Genomic DNA, 20,682 nt, shown 5'->3' with positions numbered 1-20,682 from the left:
AGAAAAATCCTGAGAGGTCACGCAATGTCGCGTCCCGTTTCCGAGTCGATCCCGATCGGCAGGCGTTCACTGCCCTTCGGCACCGCATTTCTGCCCGAGCTGAGCATGGGTGTAGACCTCCCTCGCTACGGCTACGCGGAGGAAGAATACCTGTTCAGAGGCACCGCAACGGTGTGGCGCCACGGGACGGATGGGGCCCACGAGGCGGTCAAAGCCGAGCGGCCGTTCTGCACCAGGGTGCTCGTGCGGCGGCCGGCATCCGGTCGGAGCTCCGGGCTCCTGCAGGTGGAGCCGTTGCATCCGGATCTCGATTCCGCGTTGGTCTGGAACGCCATCCACCCGTGGATTCTGCGCGGTCGGCACACCTGGATGGGCGTCACGGTGTTCGCGCCGGCCGCCAGGCAGCTCACGGAGCTCATTGATCCGGAGCGGTATCGCGAGGTCGACATCCCTGAAGACGGCATGCTCTACGACGTGCTCGGGGCGGCCATCCGCTCCGCCATCGCGGGAGACTTCGGCCAGATCGGGGCCGAGCGGGTGATCCTGGCCGGGATGTCTGCCACCGGCAGTTTCTGTCGCGTCGTGCTGCAGGACGGCTTCCACGAGCGCTGGATGCGCGACGACGAGCGGCACCTCATCGACGGCTACGTGATCGGTATCTCCTCCGGGGGTGCTGGCGTCGCGGGCTATCCGCCGCTGTCAGAGCAGGATGGCGTGCTTGCTGCAAACGACCCGCGACGCACGCTTGACCCCCGAGACGCGATCGCGTTCGAGGTGTTGAGCGAGACCGAAGCCGAAACCCACGAGCCGGTGACTCGCGCGGATTCCGATGACCCGCACTCGCTGTATCGGTTGTACGAGATCGGGGCCACCGCGCACGTCGAGGCCCACCCGAGCGTGCTGACGAACCTGCAGCAGTACGAGCGGAGCGGCGGCGTTCGCCCGGCGTTCGAGGTGCTGGAGCGGCGCTCTGACGCGCGATTCGATCTCTATCTGCGAGGCGCGTTCGAGGCGATGCACCGCTGGCTGGTGAACGGGGAGCTCCCGCCCCGGGCGGAACGATTCGAGCACCGCCGCGGCACCGAGGAACTGGTGCGCGACGCGAGCGGGAACGTGCTCGGCGGGGTTCGAACGCCGTGGCTCACCGTGCCGACGGCCGCCTACGCGCCGCACAGCACGGCATCCGAAGAATCGGAGAAGCCGCCGGAGTGGATGCCGTTCGGCGACCCGCAGATGCTGGCCCGCCTGGTCGGCAGCATGCGCCCGTTCCGCATCGCCGAGCTACGCGAGCGCTACGGGTCACGCGCCGGCTATCTCGACCGCTTCGCGCTCGCCGTGCGCGACCAGGTGCGCTCAGGCCTGCTGCTGGACGACGACGCCGACGAGTTGCTGCGGGAGGCGCCGAAGCGCTGGCGCGGCTAGGTCAGTACAGCTACGGCCGCGCCACTATCGGGCGGGGGACACGGCCCTGAACAGGTCGTCCACGAGGGCGTCGACTTCCTCTGGCGTGAGCGGATCCGGGGCGAAGATCGCGCGGTAGGTGATCGGTGACACGACGTAGTTGATCACCTGGTCCGCGGTGGGAACCGGTGCGCCCGATTCGGTCTCGTCTTCCGGGTGCGTGTGCACTCGCTCGACGAGGACCGCGGCCTCCCGACGCCGATTGATCGTGCAGTCGCTCGTGCCGGCGTTGGCCAGTGCGGCACCGGCGCGCAGCAGGGAGCGGTTTGCCGGCGTGCCGAAGTGTTCGGCGAGCTCGTGCGCCCATCCGCGGATGTCCTCCTCGAACGAGCCGGAATCGGGCAGCGTCCGCTCGGGGTCGAGCTTGTATGCCGCCACCTCGTTGATCAGGGTGGAGAGGTCACCCCAGCGGCGGTAGATGCTCGTCGCGTTGACTCCCGCGCGTTCAGCGATCAACGCGATCGTCACGTTCTCGGCGCCAAGCTCGGCGACAAGGGTCTCGACGGCGGAGCGCACGGCTGCGACGACGAGCGAGCTTCGCCCGCCGGTGCGCGTGAATGCGATCTTCTCCGTCATGAATCCATGCTAACGCAGAAAGAGTTGCGATAACAGGACAACAGGGTTACGGTACTTCTCGCAACATTTATTGCGTTAGCCATTTATTCTGCTTTTGGAGCCCGCCGTGAACCAGGCCATCGGCCAGACATCACCCGCATCACCCGCAACATCCTCGATTCCCGAGGCGCACGCGTCAGGGCCGTCGATACGGCGGCGGGGTGCGTCTCGCGGCGTCGCTTTCACAGGGTTCTCGCTGATCCTCGTGCTGCTGTTTGCGTCATCCGCGGCGCCGTCTCCGTTCTTCGTGGTCTACCAGGCCGAGTGGGGCTTCCCCTCCTGGTGGATCAGTTTCGCGTTCGCCGTCTATGCGGTCACCCTCCTGGTGGCGCTGCTCACGGTTGGATCGCTGTCCGATCACATCGGCCGTCGTCCCGTGTTGATCGGTGCGCTGGCGTTTCAGGCGGCGGCCATGGTGCTCTTCGCGTTCGCTCCGAGCATCGGAACAGTCGTGCTCGCGCGCGCGATCCAGGGCTTTGCCACGGGCGCGGCGACGGGAGCATTCTCCGCCGCCCTCACCGATCTTGCCCCCGCGAACAATCGCGCGCTCGGCGCGACCATCAGCGGGCTGTCTTCGGTCGGCGGCCTCGCGATTGGAGCGATCCTGGCTGGCGTGTCGATCGAGGCGGAGGCCGATCCGATCGTCGGCACCTTCCTGGCACTCGCCGCCGTGTTCATACTCGGCCTCGCGTTCGTCGTGGTCTCGCCGGAATCCGTCACTCCGCGGGCGGGTGCGCTGCGCAGCCTGCGCCCCCACGTCGCAATCCCGGCCAGGGCTCGCGGAGAATTCGGCATGGCGGTTCCCGTGCTCCTCGCAGAATGGATGACCGGCGGCCTGTTCCTGGGGCTCGTGCCCGAGATTCTTCGAGACGTCTTCCACGTCGACAGCGGACTCGTCAGCGGCGGCACGATCGCGGCGCTGTCGCTGGTCGGGGCCGTATCCATCTTCCTCAGCCGTCGCGCGGCGGCCCGCACCGTCGTCATTGCCGGGTCATTCGCGCTGCTGCTGGGAGTTGGGGCGGTCGCCGCATCGTTCCTGCTCGCGTCCATCGTGCTTCTCGCGATCGGCACGGTCGTTGTGGGAGTGGGCTTCGGCATCACCTTTGCGGCCGAGCTGCGATTGATCGCACCACTGGCTGAGGCGCACCAGCGCGGCGAGATGTTTGCCGCGATCTATGTCGTGGCGTATCTTTCCTTCGGCGTGCCCGCGATCGTCGCCGGAGCTGCCGCGAGCATCTTCCATCTCGTGCCGACCGCGATCGCCTACACGCTGGTCGTTGTTCTCAGCGCGGCCGTCGGCACCCTCGTGCATCTCGCGAGAGCGCGTCGTGCAGGGGCCGGAGTACGTGCTCGCTGAGAGTGGCGCGTCTGGCGCGGCTAGGGTGTGATCATGGACAACCGCAGCGCTTCCGAGTCGATCCTGGTCAACCGCAGCCCCGAGGTGCTCTACGCACTCGTCTCCGACATCACCCGCATGGGCGAATGGAGCCCGGTGTGCACGGGCGGCTGGTGGGAAGACGATTCCCGCGGCGTGGGCGCCTGGTTCGTCGGGCACAATGAGACCCCGGAGAAGACCTGGGAGACGCGCTCGCAGGTGGCCGTGGATGAGCCCGGGCGCGAGTTCGCCTTCATCGTCGGCGGCGATCGCACCCGCTGGGGCTACACCTTCGAGGCCGTCGACGGCGGCACCCGCATGACGGAGTCCTGGGATTTCCTCCCGGCGGGAGATGCCCTCTTCGCCGAGCGCTACGGCGACGAGGCAGAGGCGCAGGTGATCGACCGCGCCGAGACAGCGCGGGCCGGAATGCGCGCGACCCTGGCCGCGATCAAGAAGGCCGCAGAAGCCGACTCATGAGGATGGAGGCGCGGCCCACGACGAAGCGGACCGCGCCGGCCCAGATGGCCTACGCGCTCTTGCGCGGCTTGATGAACGGGGTGGCTTCCGCCTTCTCCCGCTTCAGGGCCCGCTTGTCCTTCAAAGACAGCTTGGCCTGCTTCTTCGTGTCATTGCTCCGAGGCGATTTCCCTGCCATGTCCACTCCGCTTCCCTATTGACTAGCTGGCGTGCTTCCGAACGACCATAGCCCATTACTCTCAGGAAGTCATGTGCCTCTGACCAGCAAAAAATATGGATGCGACGGTCAGCTCATGCCGAGGCGCGGTTGCGCCGCCAGCTCACGATTCCGGCGATGATCGAGGCGAGGATGAAGGCGCCTCCGACGGCATATGCGGCGGACTTGACGGCCGGGATGCTCGCGGCGAAGTACCCGGTCACGGTGAGCAGCACTCCCCAGGCCAGCGCCCCCACGAGGTTCGCAGCGAGGAACTTGCCGTAGTCCATGCGGGCGATGCCGGCGATCGGGGGAACGAAGACGCGGCCCCAGGGAATGAAGCGCGCCACCACGACGGCCCACCATCCGAGGTCGTGGTAGAACTTCTCCGACCTGGCGACGGCGCTCTTGACCCAGCCGCCCTTGCGACGGTCGAGGTAAGGGCGGCCGTAGTGGCGGCCGAGCACGAAGCCCACCTGGTCGCCGAGGAATGCCGCAACACCGACGCCGATGGCCAGCACCCAGATGTTGACGCTGTCTGCCCGGTGCGCGATGATTCCGGCGGCAAAGAGCAGCGAGTCTCCCGTGATGAACGGGATGAAGACACCGACGAAGAGGCCGGTGCCGGCAAAGACGAGGCCCCAGACGATCAGGTAGAACAGGATCGGACCGAAGGTGGCCAGCCAACCGGATGCCTGGCCGTCAAGGGCGGCGAGGTGAAGCATTACGCTTCGGACTTCTCGGGGCCGTGATCGATCTTGCCCTGCGCGGCCAGGGTCGCGGCACGCTCGGCGAGGCGGTGCTGCACGGACGCCTGCCCCTCGGCGATCACGCTCTGGTCGAGGTGTGCGTTCACGTGGTCATTTCGCCCGTGGTACTTCTCGATGTAGGCGTCGAGCGCCGGACCGGACTCCCACGAGGTGATCAGGCTGTAGCGCGGCTGGGACCCCGCGTGCCAGGTGGCGTGCCAGAAGCGCTGGGTGTCGATGATGAGCTGGGCGCCTGCGGGCAGCGCGAGACGCACCTCGGTGGACGGGTCGAAGCGCTCCCTGCGCAGCACCATGTAGGAGTCCGCGTCGTCGGAGAGGTTGTAATAGCCGCGCACGACCCATCCGGAGCCCTGGGGGTTGAGACGATTGTTGTCGTCCTGGTGCATGTTGTAGAGCGCGTCCGCGTAGCTGTTCGGCTGCAGCTCGATAACGCGGCAGCGGCCGACGTTCGCGCCCGGCTCCTGGGCCCGACGCACGAGGTTCGGCGCCTTCGCAGTCTGGGACTCGATCCACACGCCGTCCTTGTCCGGACGCGGCGGCTCGTGGTTCCAGAAGCCACCGACCTCGATCTCGCCCTGGGCGCTCGCGAGCGGTGCGAAGCGGGTGTCCCCCGATGACTTCCAGTTGACGTATTCGAGGTCACGCCACTCTTCGGGGTCTTTCGCCTGGTCGTAGCGGTCCAGAACGACGAAGCCGCGTTCGTCGAGGAGTGCCGAGGTGAGGTAGCTCATACGAGCCCTTTCGATAGGAGAGCCAGCGCGTTTCAACAGGCTCGACTTAGGCAACCCTAACAGCCGCGGCGGGGAGCGAACGGGCCGGGTGGTTCGCCGATCCCACCGGCTTGCTGAGAGAACTCTAATCGCCCAATAGCCTGTGAACGCTTGTCAGCCCTCGGTGCCCCGTGCCTAGTCTGGAGACCGAGCGACGGGGTGTGGAGGCCTCCACGAGGCACTGGCCGATGGGGGTTGGCCAATCATCGAATCCCACCATCCGCTCTCGGGGGAACTTCCCTCATTGACGCCAACGACGCCGCTAGTCCAACACTCGCGACGGGTGCACGCTGCCCGCCAGAAGGAAATGGAGAACAGCAGCATGACGACTCCCTTATGGAAGAGCAGCCCCTATCGGGGCCATCGCCGAGGCGAGGAGACCCCGCTGCCGCGCAAGCAGGAAAACGGCGCGGTGCACTCTCCATCGCTCTACCTTTTCGTGCTCATCGCCACGGTCGGCATCATCGCGTACACCGCGTTTCTGCTGAACCCGGCGAATCGCGGCGACTGGCTTCCGTACTCGCTGGTGATGTCGGCAGAGCTGCTGCTGGTCGTCCAGGCGCTCTTCGCGATGTGGACCATCCTCTCCGGCGGCCACGACCCGCGGGGCTTCACCTTTCACCACGCGCAGGAGCGCCTCTACGACGGCGAGACGATGGACCGCGAGAACACGGCAGGCTCTCCAGATCGCTGGCCGATGTTCCTCGGCGACCGTCGCATCGGAGTCGACGTATTCATCACCGTGTATGGAGAAGACCTCGAGGTCATCCGTCGCACGGCGTCCGCAGCCGTGGCCATGCGGGGCGAGCACGCCACGTGGATCCTCGACGACGGATCCTCGGATGCCGTGCGCGACCTGGCAGCGGATGTGGGCGCCTGGTACGTGCGTCGCCAGGACCACTCGGGCGCAAAGGCCGGCAACGTCAACAACGCGCTCACGCACGCGAAGGCCGAGTACTTCGCGATCTTCGACGCGGACTTCGTTCCGAACGAGGACTTCCTCTACGAGACCGTGCCGTTCTTCATTGACGACGACGTCGCCTTCGTGCAGACGCCGCAGACCTACGGCAACATGCACAACCTCGTCTCGCGCGGCGCGGGCTTCATGCAGTCCGTGTTCTACCGCTTCATCCAGCCGGGCCGTAACCGCTTCAACGCCGCGTTCTGTGTGGGAACCAACGTGATCTTCCGCCGCACCGCGATCGACGAGGTCGGCGGCATCTACACCGGCTCGAAGTCGGAGGATGTCTGGACCTCGCTCCTGCTTCACGAGCGCGGCTGGAGATCGATCTACATTCCGGTGACCCTCGCCGTGGGTGATGCGCCGGAGACCGTCGAGGACTACACGAAGCAGCAACTGCGCTGGGCATCCGGTGGTTTCGAGATCCTGATGCGACGGAACCCGATGAATCCCCGCCGCAGGCTCACGATCGACCAGCGCCTGCAGTACGGCGTGACCGCGACACACTACCTCGTGGGTATCACCCCGCTCATCCTCATGATGGTGCCGCCGCTCGAGATCTACTTCGACCTGCGCCCAGTGAACCTCACCGTCACGTGGGTCACCTGGCTGCTGTTCTACCTCGGCTTCTACGGCCTGCAGATCATGCTCGCCATGCACACGATGGGGTCGTTCCGGGTGGAGACGCTCGTGCTCGCGACGGTGTCGTTCCCGATCTACCTCAAGGCGTTCATCAACGTCTTCGCGGGCAAGGAGCAGAGCTGGCACGTCACGGGTGCCGCGGGCAAACGGGTGTCGCCGTTCAACTTCATGATTCCGCAGGTGCTCACCTTCACGTTCCTGTTCCTCACCTCGATCGTCGCGGGTGTCAAGGACTTCGGGCATCAGACCTTCACGCTCGCGACCGCCTGGAACGTCACGAACACCATCGTCTTCGCGGTGTTCATCCTCGCCGCGATGCGTGAGTCGCACCGGGCCAAGCGTGCTCCGGTGCGGGCCCGCGTGTATTCCACCTTCGGTCGCCCGGCGGTCGCGCCCCTGCCTGTTCCCGTCGCGGCCTCGACGGATGCCGACACCACGACACCTTCGCCATTGCCCTCGCCGGTGTCCGACCCAGAACTCGTTCCGGCGGGTTCCTATAGAGAGGCTGCATCATGACCTGGACCAACCGCTTCAAACTCCTCAACGGACTCATCGTCGTCGTGGCGATCGTCGCGGCCGCAACGCTCATGCTCAACAAGCGTGAGTCGCAGGTGGCCAGCACCTCGGCGTCCATCGAGGCGATCTCGTACTCCGTGGGCTCGGACTACGCCGGCACCGTCGTCAAGCAGTCTGTGAAGCAGGGAGACACGGTGAAGGCGGGCGACCCGCTGCTCACCATCCAGAGCGCGAGCCTCATGAGCTACATCTCGACCCTCGCCACGCAGGACAAGACGCTGCCGACGACCACCGCATACACGGTGGGAAGCGACGGCCTGCTGACTCTCATCGCCACGCAGCCCGGTGTCGTCTCGAAGGTGAACGCATCCGTCGGCGGCTTCATCGACGCTGGCGAGACACTCGCCACCATCAACCGCAGCAACTCGCTCTACACTCTCGCGAAGTTCAAGCTCGACCCCTACGACTTTTCGCGCATCGAGAAGGGCGCTGAGGTGGAGATCGTGCTTCCGGACACGCGCAAGGTCCTGGGCAAGGTTGCGGTCATCCGCGTCGACACCGTGTCGGGAAAGGCGGATGCCGAAGTCGAGGTGCGCAGCAAGGGGCTGCATTACGGCGGCCATGACGGTCTCATCGAGCCGGGAACGCCGGTCACCGCGATCATGCACCTGCGCGATGACGGACCGCTCTCGGGGGTGACCAACACCTTCCGAACGCTCCTGTTGCAGGTGGGCCTGTGAAGCGCGGCATCGCGATGGTCGCCACCGCGCTCGCGGCCCTGCTCCTGGCGGGCTGCTCCGTCACGGAGCCGACTCCCGACAGGATCGACGACGGCTCGCTCACCTCGGCGCTGTCGCGCATCCCGCAGCGAGAGGTGGCCGCAGCGCCGCACATGCGGCTGGCACCCGGACTCGTGCCACCGACCAATCGATGGTTCTCCGGCCTCGTCTTCGGCACGCCGCAGCCCGTGTTCCCCCTGCCGCTCTCCTTCGAGCTCACCGACTCGGGCTTCTCGTTCGGTGTTCCCGTCGTACACAGTGGCGCGAACACGATCACGGGAGGGATGCAGCCGGACCTCACCGTGGATGCTGGGGCCGCCTCGAGCAAGGTCGTCGCCTACGACACTGCCTCGGTCACCATCGACGAACTGGATGCCTCGGGCAAGGCCATCGGTTCGGTGGTGATCGCCGAGGGCTCGCCGCTCGTGAGCTTTACGGCGAAGCAGGATGCGACGCTCAAACTCCCGCGTCCGCTGAAACACTCGGGCGGTGGCTGGAGCGCCGAAGTGCAGGATTCCCACTACGGCCTCGTCACCAAGGGAGAGGTGCAGAAGGACGGCGGCGCCGTCTCCCTTAAGAAGGGGCAGTCCGCCGTGTGGTTCGCCGCCCCGAGCGCCGGAAGCCTGGACGCGGTCGCCGCGCTCGCCGAGCCGCTCGTGTCGACATCCGTGACGCATTCGGCGTCGGACACGACGGTCGAGACCGCGATCAGCTACCGCACCCGCGGCAAGTCCGACACCGTGTTCGTAGCCATGCCGCACCAGAAGGCGGATCTCGATCACTCGGTCGACTGCGGCCTCGGCAGCTATCCCTCCGTCTATGGCGAACTGGCGCTATGCTCCGGCACGACCCTGAAGTGGGCATCGCCTCGCATCGCGCCCGACGACTCGCTTCCGGTGGATCGCCTGTCGGCGAAACAGAAGGATGCGCTGAAGGCGCAGGTGACGAAGGACGCGGATGCGCCGCCGGACCTGCCCACGGACACCTACTTCGGTGGCAAAGCGCTCTATCGCCTCGCGAACCTGCTCGACCTCGCCACCCAGCTCGGCGACGACGACTCGGCGGCGACCGTAAAGAGGCAGCTCTCGAGCGCGCTGGAGAAGTGGACGGACCCGAAGGGCTGCAGGACGCGCGTGACCCAGTGCTTCGTCTACGACCCGGCGGTGCGCGGGATGGTCGGGCTCAAGGCATCCTTCGGCGCGGACGAGTTCAACGACCACCACTTCCACTACGGCTACTTCCTCTATGCGGCGAGCGTCGCCGCAGCTCACGACGCGACGCTCGCGAAGAAGATCGCGCCGGTGATCAACCTGCTCGCTGCCGACCTTGCCACGAGCGGGCCGTCGAAGCACTTTCCCGTGCGTCGCACCTTCGACGCCTACGCGGGCCACTCCTGGGCATCCGGGTACTCGCCATTTGCCGACGGCAACAACCAGGAGTCGAGCTCGGAAGCGGTCTCGGCCTGGAACGGACTCGCGCTCTGGGCCGACGTGACGAGAAATAAGTCGCTGCAGGACGAGGCCGAGTGGATGCTGTCTAGCGAGGCCGCATCCGCGAAGGCGTACTGGACGAACTTCGACACCTCCGCGCCCGTGTATCGGGGCTACACGCACTCGATCGTCTCGCTCAACTGGGGCGGCAAGCGCGACTACGCCACCTGGTTCAGCGCGGAGCCGAACGCGAAGCTCGCCATCCTGCTGCTGCCGATGAGTCCGGTCTCGGGCTACCTCGGCGGAGATTCGACGCGCATCGAGAAGAACCTCGCCCAGGGAGCACCGAACGGGTACGACGTCACGCTCGGCGACTACCTCATCATGTACTCCGCGATGGCGGGGGACGCGCAGAAGGCGAAGGCGTTGAAGGATGCGAAGGCGCTGCCGGACAACCGCATCGACGACGGCGACTCCCGCAGCTACCTGCTCGCGTGGATCATGACCAGGTGACGCGGCTGCTCCGCTCAGTGCTGCTTTTCGAGGCTCTCGGCGGTCACCGCGAGTGCCGCGCGGTTGGCGAAGACCCCTCCCACGATCACCGAGACGATGAGCACCCCCGCCGCGACGAGCACAAGGGTGCGCTGGGCGTCGACGGACAGCGGCGCGAGGAGAGCGATCGCCGCCAGGATGACCGCGATCGGTGCGCCGACCCAGACCGTGGGCAGCGCAGCCCTGTGTCCCGCGCGCCAGGTCTCCTCGCTCGCCATGACCGACGCGATCCGGATGCCGACGAACGGGTTGGACCGGATCCGCCCGGTCGCGCACGCGTGGATCAGGAACGGAAACGCGACGGACACGAGCAGGATGACGACCGCGGCAACAATCATGGGGATCAGGCTACCCCGTGCCCTCCCCTGCACTCCCGGAGCGCCATCCGGCCGCGGCTGTGTCGGCATCGGGGGACCGCCCCTTCCGTAACTCCTGCAAATTGCCTGCCTGCACGTGACCAGGCCCGTGTTTGTGGTGGCCGCGCCAGACCTGGCCGCAAGTCGCAGGAGTTACGCCAGGTGGTGCCCTCCGTGGGCGCAGACGAGAGTGGGCGTGGATGCGGGTAGGCGCGATGTGGACGCGGCACGGTATTGGCAGGAGCCCTACGAGGTCGACCGTCTCCTCGCCGACCCGCGGGTCCAGGCTGCTCTCGCTCCCGTCGCCGAGGCAGTCGCCTCCTCTCCCAAGGCCGCGTGGTGGTCGACGCCGCTCGACCGTGAGCGGCAGCGTTACGTGCAGTGGCTCGATGAGACGCCAGGGGAGCCGCCCGCGTTGGTCGGAGCGCGACCTCAGCTTGAGCAGTGGAAAGCGCGGACGGTTGCCGACGAGCTCCAGTCGCGGGAGCGTCCATATGGGCTCGCGGAGAATGTTTCGGGATATTGGTGGTCGGCGCCTCAACTGGTTCCCCTCGTGACCACGACCCGGGCATTGCCATTGCTCGCCGCGGTCGGGCTCGTGCTCGTCGAAGACACCTTTGGCTGGCAGCAGGCGCGCGTGTGGTCACTGCGGCCGGCATCCGACGCTCGCGTCTTCGAGATCACCGGGTCGGATGCCTGGGCCGAGTTGGCGGGCAGGTATCCGCTGGACGTGTCCCTGTCTCGCCGCCACGACTGGTGGAGGGCGACCGGGTACGACGGCAGCTGGCTGATCCCCGACTGGGCGGCCGTGGCATCCGACTATGACGCGGTGCACCTCACCGTGCTCGGCTACCTCACGACCGCCGGCCGGGCGCTTTCCTTCGGCGACTCGCACGCGGTACTGGCCGGATGGAACCCCGACGAGACGTACTGGCTGGCAGATGTGCTCGCCGAATCCGGCACTCCGAGCGAGTGGCGCCGGGAACCCTCAGATCCGCTCGGTTGGACCATTGGGTGACCCGACCCTGGTTCGACATGTCATCTCGACGCCGGTCGCCGTCGGCCTCGGAACGGGCTGCCCGACTATCGGTGCGCTGAGCGGCCCCTATGGGGTGACGAACCGCCCGGCGGCCTGGTCGGCCACGGACTGCTCCTTCAGCTTGAAGTGCTGCTTCTTGCCCGTTGCCGTATAGGGCAGCGCGTCGACGAAGGCATAGCGCCGCGGACGCTTGTAGCCCGCGAGGCTCGGGCTCGAGGTGCAGAACTCATCGAGCTCCTTCGCGGCCGCCGCCTCGTCGGTGAGCTGTCCAGGCTTGCGTTGCACGTACGCCACAACCAGTTCGCCCCACTCAGGGTGCGGCGTGCCGACCACGATCGAGTCCGCGACGCCCGTGTGCTCCGCGAGCAGCGCTTCCACCTGAACCGGATGCACGTTTTCGCCACCCGAGATGATCATGTCGTCCTTGCGGCCGATCACGGTGACCATCTCATCCTCGGTCCAGCTCGCGAGATCGCCCGCGTAGAGCCAGCCGTCGTGGAACTTCTTCTCCTGCTCCTCCGGATTGTGCATGTAGGCGTGGCCGGACTTCGACGAGCGTACGATGACCTCGCCGATCTCGTGGCCGTCCTTGTCAGCGAGGTCATCCGGGTCTGCGAGCCTGTCCGGGTAGACCTTCACGACGACGACATCGTCATCGACGCAGGCGCGCCCCGCCGCACCAGCGGCGGTGGTCAGGTCCTCCGGCCGCAGGAAGGTGTTCCAGAATGCCTCTGTCGTTCCGTAGCCGTTCGCGATGCGCGGGCTCAGGATGCGCTGGTAGCGCAGCGCGGCGGCCCGCTCGAACGGCGCACCCATCGTCACGATCCCCTTGAGGCTGCCGAGACTGCGCGGCTTCGCCTCCTGGGCCTCCGCGAGCCGCTCGAGGTTCGTCGGTGCGCCGATGATGTAGCTCAGCTGGTACTGCTCGATCAGGTCGAGCATCCGGTTCGCGTCGAAGCGCGGGAAGGTGACGACGCAGCCGCCGAGGTAGAGCATCGTGTTCGGGCCAGCACAGTAATTGCCGCCGCGGTGGAACCACGGCGACATGTTCATCGTCTTGTCGCCGGGCACGAGCGACATGTGCATGATCACGTCGTGCGCGGTGAGCACCTCGTTGAGACTCGTGAGAGGCACAGCCTTCGGCATGCCGGTGGTGCCCGAGGTGTAGAGGCGACTCGTCTCGTCCCAGACGCTGCCGTCTGCCGGTGCGCGGAAGCTCGGCGCATCCGCCACGAGCAGGTCGTCGAAGACGAGCGAGCCGGTGAGCGGCGTGCCGTCCCCGACCGCGACGAGAACCGGGGGCTGGAACTCGGACAGTGCCAGCGCCTTGTCGATGTTCTCGGCATCCGCGGCGTCGTAGAAGAAGATCGTAGGTCTCGAATCGCTCAGGATGAAGGCGATCTCCGCGGGCGCGAGGCGAAAGTTCATGGGGGAGCTCACCGCGCGCAGGCCCTGCGCGGCGACGTAGAGAAATGCGAACTCCGGCCGGTTCATCAGCTGGAAGGCGACGATGTCGCCGACGCCGACACCCTTCGCTTTGAGGCCGGCCATGAGCTGCCCGGTGACCGCACCGAACTCCCGAAAGGTCCAGCTCTGCCCGGTGTCCGAGTCGATGATCGCGGGCTGGTCCGCATAGCGGTGGATGTTGCGCTCGACCCCGGAGGCGTAGGTGAAGTTGTGCTCGAACACGGTCTTGAGCGCACTCGGGTCGTACTCACTGTTGGAGTGCAGCTTCGTGGACGAATCGGTGAGGGTCATGACGTCTTCTCTTCCTGTGGATGCTCGGGCGGGCGTCCTTTCAGGCGTCGTGTCCTGGGCGGTTTTCTAGGGGTGGTCGTTGCTGGATTTCTCCGCGGGGGAACCACCGGTCGGGTCGGCTTCGTCGCGGGTCATCTCCGACCAGTACGGTGGCGCCACGATAGTCAGGCCGCCGTCGATCGTCAAGACGTGGCCGGTGATGTAGCTCGCTCCGGGGCTCGTGAGAAAGGCCACCGCGTGCGCAAGATCATCGACGGTCGCGAGCCTCCCGAGCGGGATGCGCGCGATCATCGAGTCGATACCCGGCATTCCAGGCAGTGCGTAGAAATGCCGCAGTGAATCCGTGTCGACGAGCCCGCCGTTGACCGCGTTGACCGTGATCCCGCGTGGACCGAACTCCGCTGCCATGTGGCGTACCCAGGACTCGATCGCGGCCTTGTCCGCGCCAATCGCCCCGTAGCCGGGGAAGGCGCGGATGCTGCCATAGCTCGTGAGGGCCACGATGCGGCCGCCGTCGACGAGGTGTGGAAGCGCGCGCTGGCTGAGCAGCACGAAGGAGCGCACGTTGGTCGCCCAGGAGCGTTCGAGGTGGTGGGCGGAGAAGCCCGCTATCGGGCGGAACGCGCTCGCCGCCGCGTTCGCGACGAGATAGTCCAGTTTTTCGCCGGTACTGAAGTGCTCGTCGAACAGCGCGTCGATGTCGTCGGCCGACTCGAGTTCCACGCGCACGGCGACGGCCGTACCGCCCGCGCGCTCGATGCCCTCGACGACGCGCTCCGCATCCGCCTGGTTGCGGCGGTAGCTGAGCAGCACGCGCACGCCGTCCGCGGCCAGCACCTCCGCGATCCTGCGGCCGACACCGCGCGATCCACCGGTGACGATTGCGGTGCGAACGGGATCGGTCATGGTCGTCTCAGTCCGCGCTTCCGCGCAGGAACTCGCCGATCTCTCGCACCTCGGATGCCACCAGGCCGTGTCCGAGGCCCTCGTAGATGCGCTCGGTCAGGGTCGAGTGCTGTGGCAGCCAGTCGATCGTGCGGTCGATCGAGCCAGGATCGATCACCCGGTCCTCGGTGCCTCGACCCCAGAACACGGGCGGACGTAGGGCCTCGAGCGTCGCATCCCCAGGGTGTATGCCCTGAACGGCATATCCCGACAGGGTGACCGCGCGGCCGAAGGTCCGCGGGCTCAGGCGCAGCAGCTGCAGCACCATGGCCCCGCCCTGCGAGAAGCCGAGGATGTCGACCGAGCTGTAGTGCTGTTCGCCGAGCCAGTCGAGAACGGCCGTGGCTGCGGCATCCGCGTACTCGTGGGTCGGGCCGCCGTCGACGTAGTGGGCATGATCGAACCAGGAGTAGCCGGGACCGTCGGGCAGCACAGCGCGAACGGATGCGACGACCGGCTCGAGCGGGAGCAGCGGCGACAGCCCGAACAGGTCGTTCTCGTTCGATCCCTTCCCGTGCATGAGCACCAGCAGCGGACGACCGGCGCGCTCGCGCTCCGGGGCGGACCAGAGTACTGCGTGTCGGTCTAGGTGCATCTCTACATACTTGCACCGCACCGGCGCTTATTCATCGAGTGGGCCCTGCATCGCCGCGGAGACGTGCTCCTCGAATCCTCGCGCTACTGCAACAGTTCGCCACGCGTGCGTGAGCCTCATGTTCTAACGTTGACGTCTGGACAAAGAAAGCGCAGGCAATTCGATGGGGTTCAAATCCTTCCGTGACGAGTCGAAGATCTTCACCTCGTGAGCTCCTCCATTCCGTCGCGGGCGGCCCTTGTCACCGGTGCATCGGGGGGCATAGGGGCTGCCGTGGCACGTCGCTTCGCGGAGGGCGGCGATCGCGTTGCGGTGCACTACGTCACGAATAAGGCTGCTGCAGAAGAGACGCTGCGTTCACTCCCAGGCGAGGGCCACGCTCTCGTTTCTGGAGACTTAGCGGACGTCGGTTCTGCACCGCGAATCGTTCAGGCCGCCGTTGACGAACTGGGCGCCCTGGATGTGCTGGTCTGCAATGCCGCGGTCGCACCATCCGAAGAAAACCGGCACGTCATCGGCGAAGTGTCGTACGCGCAGTGGACTGACGCCTGGCGACGGATGATCGACGTGAATCTACTCGGTGTCGCCAATCTTTCGTGGGCAATGGCTCATCACCTGATCGGACGATCCGCGCCCGGGGCCATCGTCAACGTCGGATCCCGCGGTGCTTTCCGAGGCGAACCCGAGTATCCGGCGTATGCGGCCAGTAAAGCTGGCCTGCATGCGCTCGGACAATCGCTCGCGGTCGCGTTGGCGCCGTACGGCATCTCGGTCACCTCGGTGGCACCTGGCTTCGTCGCGACGCGCCGCCAATTCGCCAAGTTGGAAGGCTCGGAAGGGGACGGTCTCAGGGCGCAGAGCCCGTTCGGCCGCGTTGGCACTCCGGAAGAGATCGCCGCAGCAGTGCACTGGCTGGCGTCTCCCGAGGCGGCCTGGTCGTCGGGAGCGATTCTCGATGCCAACGGTGCATCCTATTTGCGCATGTGACTCGCCTGTGTGCGGACCAGCGCTGACGCGCTTCGGGAGAACGGCAGGAAGCGCGCCGCAAGGCATGGCTGCGGCGGGAGGGGAGAGAATGGACCATGAGCTCCGTTGGCACCCCAGACCCGAATTCCGGTTGGCTCTCCGATGAGGAGCTCGAAGACATTCGCGGACGGCTGCCGATCCTCTACGTCGAGGGCGTGCCGGTGCGGGTCGATGGTCTCGGCAGGGTGATCGAAGTCGGGATGCTGCTGCGGGCATCCGAGACGGGTTCCATCACGCGCACCCTCGTCTCCGGTCGCGTCATGTACGGCGAGACCCTGCGCGACGCCCTGTTCCGGCACCTCGAGAAGGATCTCGGGCCGATGGCGTTCCCGCTCCTGCCTGCGAACCCCGTGCCGTTCTCCGTGGCGGAATACTTTCCTTTCCCCGGCGAGAGCCAGTACACGGATGTGCGCCAGCACGCGGTCTCGCTGGCCTACGTCGTTCCCGTCACCGGCACCTGCGAGCCGCGGCAGGACGCGCTCGAACTCACCTGGATGACGCCGCGCGAGGCCGCATCCGACTCGATCGCCGCCGACATGGAGGGTGGCCGCGGCTCCCTCGTGCGCGCGGCCCTGGCCTCGGTCGGAGTGCTCTACTAGCACGTCGGCTCGCCCGGCCTGGTGCATAACTCCTGCAGAACGCGCGACCGGACCGTCGTTCAGGATGTCTCGTCTTGCGCCGACGCGAATTGCAGGAGTTGTGGATACCGCGGCCGGGAGGTGCTGGCGATTGCCTGCGCCCGGATGCACAAAGGGCCCCGCGCGAACGCGAGGGCCCTGCTGTAATCAGTGCTTAACGTCCCCGGCGTCGCCCGCCACCCTGCGACATGCCGACGAGGCCGCCGCCGGAACCCGCGCGACCCGCGCCGCCGGAGCGACCGCCGCGCGGTGCACTGGAACGCGGTGCGCCGGAGCGCTGGCCGCCGGAGTGTGCAGTACCAGATGCGCCCTCGCCGCTGGCCGTGCTGTAGAAGTTGCGCGATCCACCGGTGCGCTCGCTGCGGGGAGCGCCGGATGCTGCGCCGTCGCGGTTGGCCCGCTTGCGCTGGGCGTTGGCTCCCTGCGAACGCCCGCCGCCGGTGCGTCCGCCCTGCGACTGGCGCGAACGGCCACCGCCCTGGGGCTGGGCAGCGGCACGCGGGGCCGGCTTCACGTAGGCCGCGACCTCGCCCACGAGGGTCGTCACGGCATCCGAAGATGCGGTCACGCTCTGCGGAACGACGCTGATCTCCGCCTTGCGCAGGAGCGCCGCGGTGTCTTTGCGCTGGGTCGGCAGCACGATCGTGACGACCTCGCCCTGCTTGCCCGCGCGAGCGGTGCGACCGGAGCGGTGCAGGTATGCCTTGTGCTCGGCCGGCGGGTCGACGTGGATGACGAGCTCGATGTCGTCGACGTGAACGCCGCGGGCCGCGACATCCGTTGCCACGAGCACCTTGACGCTTCCGTCGCCGAACGCGGCGAGGTTGCGGTCGCGCTGTGGCTGGGAGAGGTTGCCGTGCAGGTCGACGCTCGGGATGCCCGCCTCGGTGAGCTGGCGCGCGAGCTTCTTGGCGTGGTGCTTGGTGCGCATGAACAGGATGCGGCGGCCGGTGCCGGAGGCAAGCTTCCTGACGAGCTCGTTCTTGGCGTCGACCGACTCGACCTCGAACACGTGGTGGGTCATCGCCTCGACGTGCGAGTGCTCGTCGTCCACGGAGTGGAGCACCTCGTTGTGGAGGAAGCGGCGCACGATCTTGTCCACACCGTTGTCGAGGGTGGCCGAGAACAGCAGGCGCTGGCCGTTGTTCGGGGTCTTGTCGAGGATGCGGGTGACGACGGGCAGGAAGCCGAGGTCGGCCATGTGGTCGGCCTCGTCGAGCACGGTGATCTCCACGGCATCCAGCGTGACGAAGCCCTGGTGCATGAGGTCTTCGAGCCGGCCGGGGCAGGCGACGACGATGTCGACGCCGCTCTTGAGGGCCGCGACCTGGCGCTGCTGCGAGACGCCGCCGAAGATCGTGGTGATCTTGAGGCCGTAGGCGTCGGCGAGGGGCTCCATCGCGTGGGTTATCTGGGTGGCGAGCTCGCGGGTCGGTGCAAGCACGAGGCCGAGCGGGCGGCCGGCGCGGCGGTTGCCGCCGGAGAGCTTTCCGCCGAGACGAGCGGCCATCGGGATGGCGAACGCGAGCGTCTTGCCACTGCCGGTCTTGCCTCGGCCGAGCACGTCGCGCCCGGCGAGCGTGTCTGGCAGGGTGTCGGCCTGGATCGGGAAGGGGGAGGTGATGCCTTCTGCCGTGAGTTTCGCGACGAGGGGTGCGGGCACGCCGAGCGTGCTGAAAGTTGTTTCGGACATAAAGCTGGTGTGGTGCCTTTCGGGCATCGGTGGTTCGGCAGCGCCTGAGCGCCGATCGAACAAATGGCGAGAGTGACGGTGGTCACAATCGATCGCCGGAGAAAGTGTCTACGAACCGAATCTGTTTCGGCGAGAAGAGGAAGCCCTTCGATACGGCGCTGGGGCGCCCACTCAGGACAAGCGTTCTACGACGCAGGGAGTTCATGACGAACTCGCAAGTGCCTCAAGCGTAGCAGTACGCGGCCGCTGCCGCCGGTGTGGTGTCTGTATCGTGCGTCCGCCGCTGCGTGTGGCCTCCCAAATGAAGGAGTGGAGCGCTCCCAGCGACTCGTCGTCCCCGGAATCTCGGGGCGCCGCATCCGCAACTCCTTCATTTGGGCGGAAATGAGGGATGCCGGGGCGGGGCGCGCTGCGCGAGGCGGGGTGCGCGCGGCTCAGTACTCGCCGGCGTAGAGCTCGCCCACCGGGATCTCCACGTCCACGGTGTTGCTCGGCGGCGCGAGCGGGCAGGCCCAGGCGGGGTCGTACGCGCACGAGGGGTTGTAGGCGAAGTTGAAGTCGATGACGAGGGAGTTCGGATGCGCACCCTGGCCCAGGTCCGCACCCTTGATGGTGTCGAGAAGGTAGCGTCCGCCGCCGTAGGTTCCGGATGCCACCTGCGGTTCTTCTGCCGATGGACGCCGCCCGGCCAGGGCATCCTTCACCGGCACGAAGATGCCGCCGCCGTAGGTCGTGAGCCGCCATACGTCGAGCGAGCCGACGTCGGGCACTTCGACGCGGCCGAGGCGCTCGAACGGCACGACGCCATCCGTTCCGGTCTCCACCTCGAGGCGCTCCGGTTCCGTCTCGAGCAACTCAAGCTCGAATCGCCAGGCCGGGTCGTATGGGGCGATGGGCAGACCGACGAAGGTGCCCCGCTCCTCCGGGAGCAGCGGTGTGGCCGAGTGGGCCGAGAACAGCCGGTCGCGCCCGGTGCGCCAGAGCTCGTGCCCCATGGCGGGGTCTTTTGCCGCGCGAACCGATGCGTACAGGGCGAAGACATTTCGTCGCCAGTCGGCAACCTCGAATGCTGTCATCCTCTAACGCTACGCTCGACGAACGCGAGCACGCTCGGCAAGCGCACAGGTGCCACGGGGAATGTGGTGCGGGAACGTGTCGTTGTCACTCGGGAGCGAAGGAGCAACCATGAAGGCACTATTGGGCGACACCGTGATCGCCGAGGCACCGAAGGAAGACCTCGTCTCGATCGAGGGAAACTGGTATTTTCCGCCGTCGAGCGTGAGGAGCGAGTACCTCGTCGAGAGTCCGACTCCGTACACCTGTCCGTGGAAGGGCGTCTGCCAGTACTTCAGCGTGAAGGAGGGGGATGCGCTTCTGCAGGATCGCGCCTGGAGCTACCCGAACCCGTACCCGACCTCGTTTGAGCGGGTCGGCAAGGACTACAGCAACTACGTCGCGTTCTGGAAAGAAGTGAAGGTCACCGAGTAACACCGGGTCATCCCCGCGGTCGCGAGCGTGGCCGCCCCATACGATGGCACGGTGAGTTCACCACACGACCAGTCCCACTACCAGGTCCGCTTCGACTGGGGCTCCGCGGGCATCCGTGCCATTGCCCGGGACGCCGACCTGGTCGTGCTGGTCGACGTGCTGTCGACGAGTCCCGCGCTCGAGATTCCGGATGTCGCCGCCGAGGTCGTGCAGGGCGGGTTCCGCAACCGCACGGCCGTCGCCCGGTGGGTGCTCGACCGGCAGGCAGAGAAGGGCGACCGTGTCTTCGTCGCGGTGATCGCGGCAGGGGACGCCCGTGACGACGGCAGTATCCGCTTCGCCGTGGAGGATTTGCTTGCCGCTGGCGCGATCATCGATGCGCTCGCCACGGCGGGCATCGACTTCGTCTCGCCGGAAGGTGCGGCAGCCTGCGCGGCGTTCACCGGCCTGCACCGCGCGATCGCGCATCTCGCCACCGCGTCATCGAGCGGTCACGAGCTGACCGCACTGGGGAGGGGCGACGAGATCGCGCCCGCACTGCAGCTGGATGTCGACACCGAGGTTTTGTCTGTCCCCAGACTCCCGTAGCGTGGAGCG

Annotated in this window: 21 protein-coding genes; 11 read left to right on the top strand and 10 right to left on the bottom strand. The window is 66.9% G+C overall.

From position 1 onward, the window contains the following. The first annotated feature begins 24 nt into the window (after positions 1-24). Positions 25-1,422, top strand: a complete 1,398-nt coding sequence (locus ABUA28_RS03745; protein WP_349902586.1) for an alpha/beta hydrolase domain-containing protein — start codon at positions 25-27, stop codon at positions 1,420-1,422. 24 nt (positions 1,423-1,446) lie between these two features. Here the strand turns inward: ABUA28_RS03745 and ABUA28_RS03740 are convergent, their stop codons facing one another. Beyond that, the gene (locus ABUA28_RS03740) at positions 1,447-2,037 is read right to left on the bottom strand and encodes a TetR/AcrR family transcriptional regulator (protein WP_349902585.1); all 591 of its coding nucleotides are present in this window, start codon (positions 2,035-2,037) and stop codon (positions 1,447-1,449) included. A gap of 106 nt (positions 2,038-2,143) precedes the next feature. Between ABUA28_RS03740 and ABUA28_RS03735 the strand changes: the two genes are divergently transcribed. Together ABUA28_RS03735 and ABUA28_RS03730 are read left to right on the top strand one after the other, a co-directional pair. After that, the gene (locus tag ABUA28_RS03735; protein WP_349902584.1) at positions 2,144-3,433 is read left to right on the top strand and encodes an MFS transporter; all 1,290 of its coding nucleotides are present in this window, start codon (positions 2,144-2,146) and stop codon (positions 3,431-3,433) included. A gap of 33 nt (positions 3,434-3,466) precedes the next feature. Beyond that, the gene (locus ABUA28_RS03730) at positions 3,467-3,931 is read left to right on the top strand and encodes an SRPBCC family protein (RefSeq protein ID WP_349902583.1); all 465 of its coding nucleotides are present in this window, start codon (positions 3,467-3,469) and stop codon (positions 3,929-3,931) included. A 49-nt stretch (positions 3,932-3,980) separates the two neighbouring features. On the opposite strand, the gene ABUA28_RS03725 is transcribed toward ABUA28_RS03730, so the two are convergent. The 3 genes from ABUA28_RS03725 to ABUA28_RS03715 form a co-directional block, all read right to left on the bottom strand. Further along, positions 3,981-4,109, bottom strand: a complete 129-nt coding sequence (locus ABUA28_RS03725) for a hypothetical protein (protein ID WP_349902582.1) — start codon at positions 4,107-4,109, stop codon at positions 3,981-3,983. A 113-nt stretch (positions 4,110-4,222) separates the two neighbouring features. Further along, entirely contained in the window at positions 4,223-4,852 is a 630-nt protein-coding gene (locus ABUA28_RS03720; protein ID WP_349902581.1) for a DedA family protein, read from the bottom strand. Continuing rightward, complete coding sequence (locus ABUA28_RS03715) at positions 4,852-5,628, bottom strand: hypothetical protein (protein ID WP_349902580.1); 777 nt, start codon at positions 5,626-5,628, stop codon at positions 4,852-4,854. Before ABUA28_RS03715 ends, ABUA28_RS03720 begins: the two co-directional genes overlap by 1 nt. Positions 5,629-5,989: 361 nt before the next feature. On the opposite strand from ABUA28_RS03715, the gene ABUA28_RS03710 reads away from it, so the two are divergent. From ABUA28_RS03710 to ABUA28_RS03700, 3 genes are read left to right on the top strand one after another with little or no spacing between them, the layout of a single operon-like run. Further along, positions 5,990-7,786, top strand: a complete 1,797-nt coding sequence (locus tag ABUA28_RS03710; protein WP_349902579.1) for a glycosyltransferase family 2 protein — start codon at positions 5,990-5,992, stop codon at positions 7,784-7,786. Then, entirely contained in the window at positions 7,783-8,526 is a 744-nt protein-coding gene (locus tag ABUA28_RS03705; RefSeq protein ID WP_349902578.1) for an HlyD family efflux transporter periplasmic adaptor subunit, read from the top strand. The genes ABUA28_RS03710 and ABUA28_RS03705 overlap by 4 nt, the downstream gene beginning before the upstream one ends. Continuing rightward, positions 8,523-10,508: a glycosyl hydrolase gene (locus tag ABUA28_RS03700; RefSeq protein WP_349902577.1), complete on the top strand. Its 1,986-nt coding sequence runs from the start codon at positions 8,523-8,525 to the stop codon at positions 10,506-10,508. The genes ABUA28_RS03705 and ABUA28_RS03700 overlap by 4 nt, the downstream gene beginning before the upstream one ends. A gap of 14 nt (positions 10,509-10,522) precedes the next feature. On the opposite strand, the gene ABUA28_RS03695 is transcribed toward ABUA28_RS03700, so the two are convergent. Next, positions 10,523-10,885, bottom strand: a complete 363-nt coding sequence (locus tag ABUA28_RS03695; RefSeq protein WP_349902576.1) for an SdpI family protein — start codon at positions 10,883-10,885, stop codon at positions 10,523-10,525. 235 nt (positions 10,886-11,120) lie between these two features. Here ABUA28_RS03695 and ABUA28_RS03690 point away from each other — a divergent pair, with 235 nt between their 5' ends. Further along, positions 11,121-11,921: a hypothetical protein gene (locus ABUA28_RS03690; RefSeq protein ID WP_349902575.1), complete on the top strand. Its 801-nt coding sequence runs from the start codon at positions 11,121-11,123 to the stop codon at positions 11,919-11,921. A gap of 87 nt (positions 11,922-12,008) precedes the next feature. On the opposite strand, the gene ABUA28_RS03685 is transcribed toward ABUA28_RS03690, so the two are convergent. The 3 genes from ABUA28_RS03685 to ABUA28_RS03675 all read right to left on the bottom strand — a co-directional run bounded on the left by ABUA28_RS03685 (position 12,009) and on the right by ABUA28_RS03675 (position 15,240). Then, positions 12,009-13,700 (bottom strand): class I adenylate-forming enzyme family protein, encoded by a 1,692-nt coding sequence (locus ABUA28_RS03685; RefSeq protein ID WP_349902574.1) that lies wholly within the window; start codon positions 13,698-13,700, stop codon positions 12,009-12,011. Positions 13,701-13,766: 66 nt separating this feature from the next. Continuing rightward, complete coding sequence (locus ABUA28_RS03680; RefSeq protein WP_349902573.1) at positions 13,767-14,606, bottom strand: SDR family oxidoreductase; 840 nt, start codon at positions 14,604-14,606, stop codon at positions 13,767-13,769. Between the two features lie 7 nt (positions 14,607-14,613). After that, positions 14,614-15,240, bottom strand: a complete 627-nt coding sequence (locus ABUA28_RS03675) for an alpha/beta hydrolase (RefSeq protein WP_349902572.1) — start codon at positions 15,238-15,240, stop codon at positions 14,614-14,616. A 207-nt stretch (positions 15,241-15,447) separates the two neighbouring features. On the opposite strand from ABUA28_RS03675, the gene ABUA28_RS03670 reads away from it, so the two are divergent. Further along, entirely contained in the window at positions 15,448-16,227 is a 780-nt protein-coding gene (locus ABUA28_RS03670) for an SDR family NAD(P)-dependent oxidoreductase (RefSeq protein ID WP_349902571.1), read from the top strand. Positions 16,228-16,322: 95 nt separating this feature from the next. Further along, positions 16,323-16,865: an NUDIX hydrolase family protein gene (locus tag ABUA28_RS03665; protein ID WP_349902570.1), complete on the top strand. Its 543-nt coding sequence runs from the start codon at positions 16,323-16,325 to the stop codon at positions 16,863-16,865. A 193-nt stretch (positions 16,866-17,058) separates the two neighbouring features. Here the strand turns inward: ABUA28_RS03665 and ABUA28_RS03660 are convergent, their stop codons facing one another. Together ABUA28_RS03660 and ABUA28_RS03655 are read right to left on the bottom strand one after the other, a co-directional pair. Next, the gene (locus ABUA28_RS03660; protein WP_349902569.1) at positions 17,059-18,597 is read right to left on the bottom strand and encodes a DEAD/DEAH box helicase; all 1,539 of its coding nucleotides are present in this window, start codon (positions 18,595-18,597) and stop codon (positions 17,059-17,061) included. A 434-nt stretch (positions 18,598-19,031) separates the two neighbouring features. Further along, positions 19,032-19,673 carry a DUF1684 domain-containing protein gene (locus tag ABUA28_RS03655; RefSeq protein ID WP_349902568.1) on the bottom strand — a complete coding sequence of 214 codons (642 nt, stop codon included), beginning with the start codon at positions 19,671-19,673 and terminating at the stop codon, positions 19,032-19,034. Between the two features lie 109 nt (positions 19,674-19,782). On the opposite strand from ABUA28_RS03655, the gene ABUA28_RS03650 reads away from it, so the two are divergent. Together ABUA28_RS03650 and ABUA28_RS03645 are read left to right on the top strand one after the other, a co-directional pair. Further along, positions 19,783-20,085, top strand: coding sequence for a DUF427 domain-containing protein (locus tag ABUA28_RS03650; protein ID WP_349902567.1), 303 nt, complete (start codon positions 19,783-19,785; stop codon positions 20,083-20,085). A gap of 51 nt (positions 20,086-20,136) precedes the next feature. Further along, complete coding sequence (locus ABUA28_RS03645; RefSeq protein ID WP_349902566.1) at positions 20,137-20,673, top strand: 2-phosphosulfolactate phosphatase; 537 nt, start codon at positions 20,137-20,139, stop codon at positions 20,671-20,673. Positions 20,674-20,682: the final 9 nt, after the last annotated feature.

The organism is Parafrigoribacterium humi, from assembly GCF_040227205.1.
GTDB lineage: Bacteria > Actinomycetota > Actinomycetes > Actinomycetales > Microbacteriaceae > Parafrigoribacterium_A > Parafrigoribacterium_A humi.
This window is presented reverse-complemented; position numbering and strand designations above follow the sequence as displayed.

Bases quoted from the DNA above. Each gene is read 5' to 3' on its own strand.
- ABUA28_RS03710 (WP_349902579.1), top strand. From the start codon at position 5,990: ATGACGACTCCCTTATGGAAGAGCAGCCCCTATCGGGGCCATCGCCGA.
- ABUA28_RS03720 (WP_349902581.1), bottom strand. From the start codon at position 4,852: ATGCTTCACCTCGCCGCCCTTGACGGCCAGGCATCCGGTTGGCTGGCC.
- ABUA28_RS03655 (WP_349902568.1), bottom strand. From the start codon at position 19,673: ATGACAGCATTCGAGGTTGCCGACTGGCGACGAAATGTCTTCGCCCTG.
- ABUA28_RS03745 (WP_349902586.1), top strand. From the start codon at position 25: ATGTCGCGTCCCGTTTCCGAGTCGATCCCGATCGGCAGGCGTTCACTG.
- ABUA28_RS03730 (WP_349902583.1), top strand. From the start codon at position 3,467: ATGGACAACCGCAGCGCTTCCGAGTCGATCCTGGTCAACCGCAGCCCC.
- ABUA28_RS03680 (WP_349902573.1), bottom strand. From the start codon at position 14,606: ATGACCGATCCCGTTCGCACCGCAATCGTCACCGGTGGATCGCGCGGT.
- ABUA28_RS03675 (WP_349902572.1), bottom strand. From the start codon at position 15,240: ATGCACCTAGACCGACACGCAGTACTCTGGTCCGCCCCGGAGCGCGAG.
- ABUA28_RS03665 (WP_349902570.1), top strand. From the start codon at position 16,323: ATGAGCTCCGTTGGCACCCCAGACCCGAATTCCGGTTGGCTCTCCGAT.
- ABUA28_RS03650 (WP_349902567.1), top strand. From the start codon at position 19,783: ATGAAGGCACTATTGGGCGACACCGTGATCGCCGAGGCACCGAAGGAA.
- ABUA28_RS03695 (WP_349902576.1), bottom strand. From the start codon at position 10,885: ATGATTGTTGCCGCGGTCGTCATCCTGCTCGTGTCCGTCGCGTTTCCG.
- ABUA28_RS03705 (WP_349902578.1), top strand. From the start codon at position 7,783: ATGACCTGGACCAACCGCTTCAAACTCCTCAACGGACTCATCGTCGTC.
- ABUA28_RS03660 (WP_349902569.1), bottom strand. From the start codon at position 18,597: ATGTCCGAAACAACTTTCAGCACGCTCGGCGTGCCCGCACCCCTCGTC.
- ABUA28_RS03685 (WP_349902574.1), bottom strand. From the start codon at position 13,700: ATGACCCTCACCGATTCGTCCACGAAGCTGCACTCCAACAGTGAGTAC.
- ABUA28_RS03725 (WP_349902582.1), bottom strand. From the start codon at position 4,109: ATGGCAGGGAAATCGCCTCGGAGCAATGACACGAAGAAGCAGGCCAAG.
- ABUA28_RS03715 (WP_349902580.1), bottom strand. From the start codon at position 5,628: ATGAGCTACCTCACCTCGGCACTCCTCGACGAACGCGGCTTCGTCGTT.
- ABUA28_RS03740 (WP_349902585.1), bottom strand. From the start codon at position 2,037: ATGACGGAGAAGATCGCATTCACGCGCACCGGCGGGCGAAGCTCGCTC.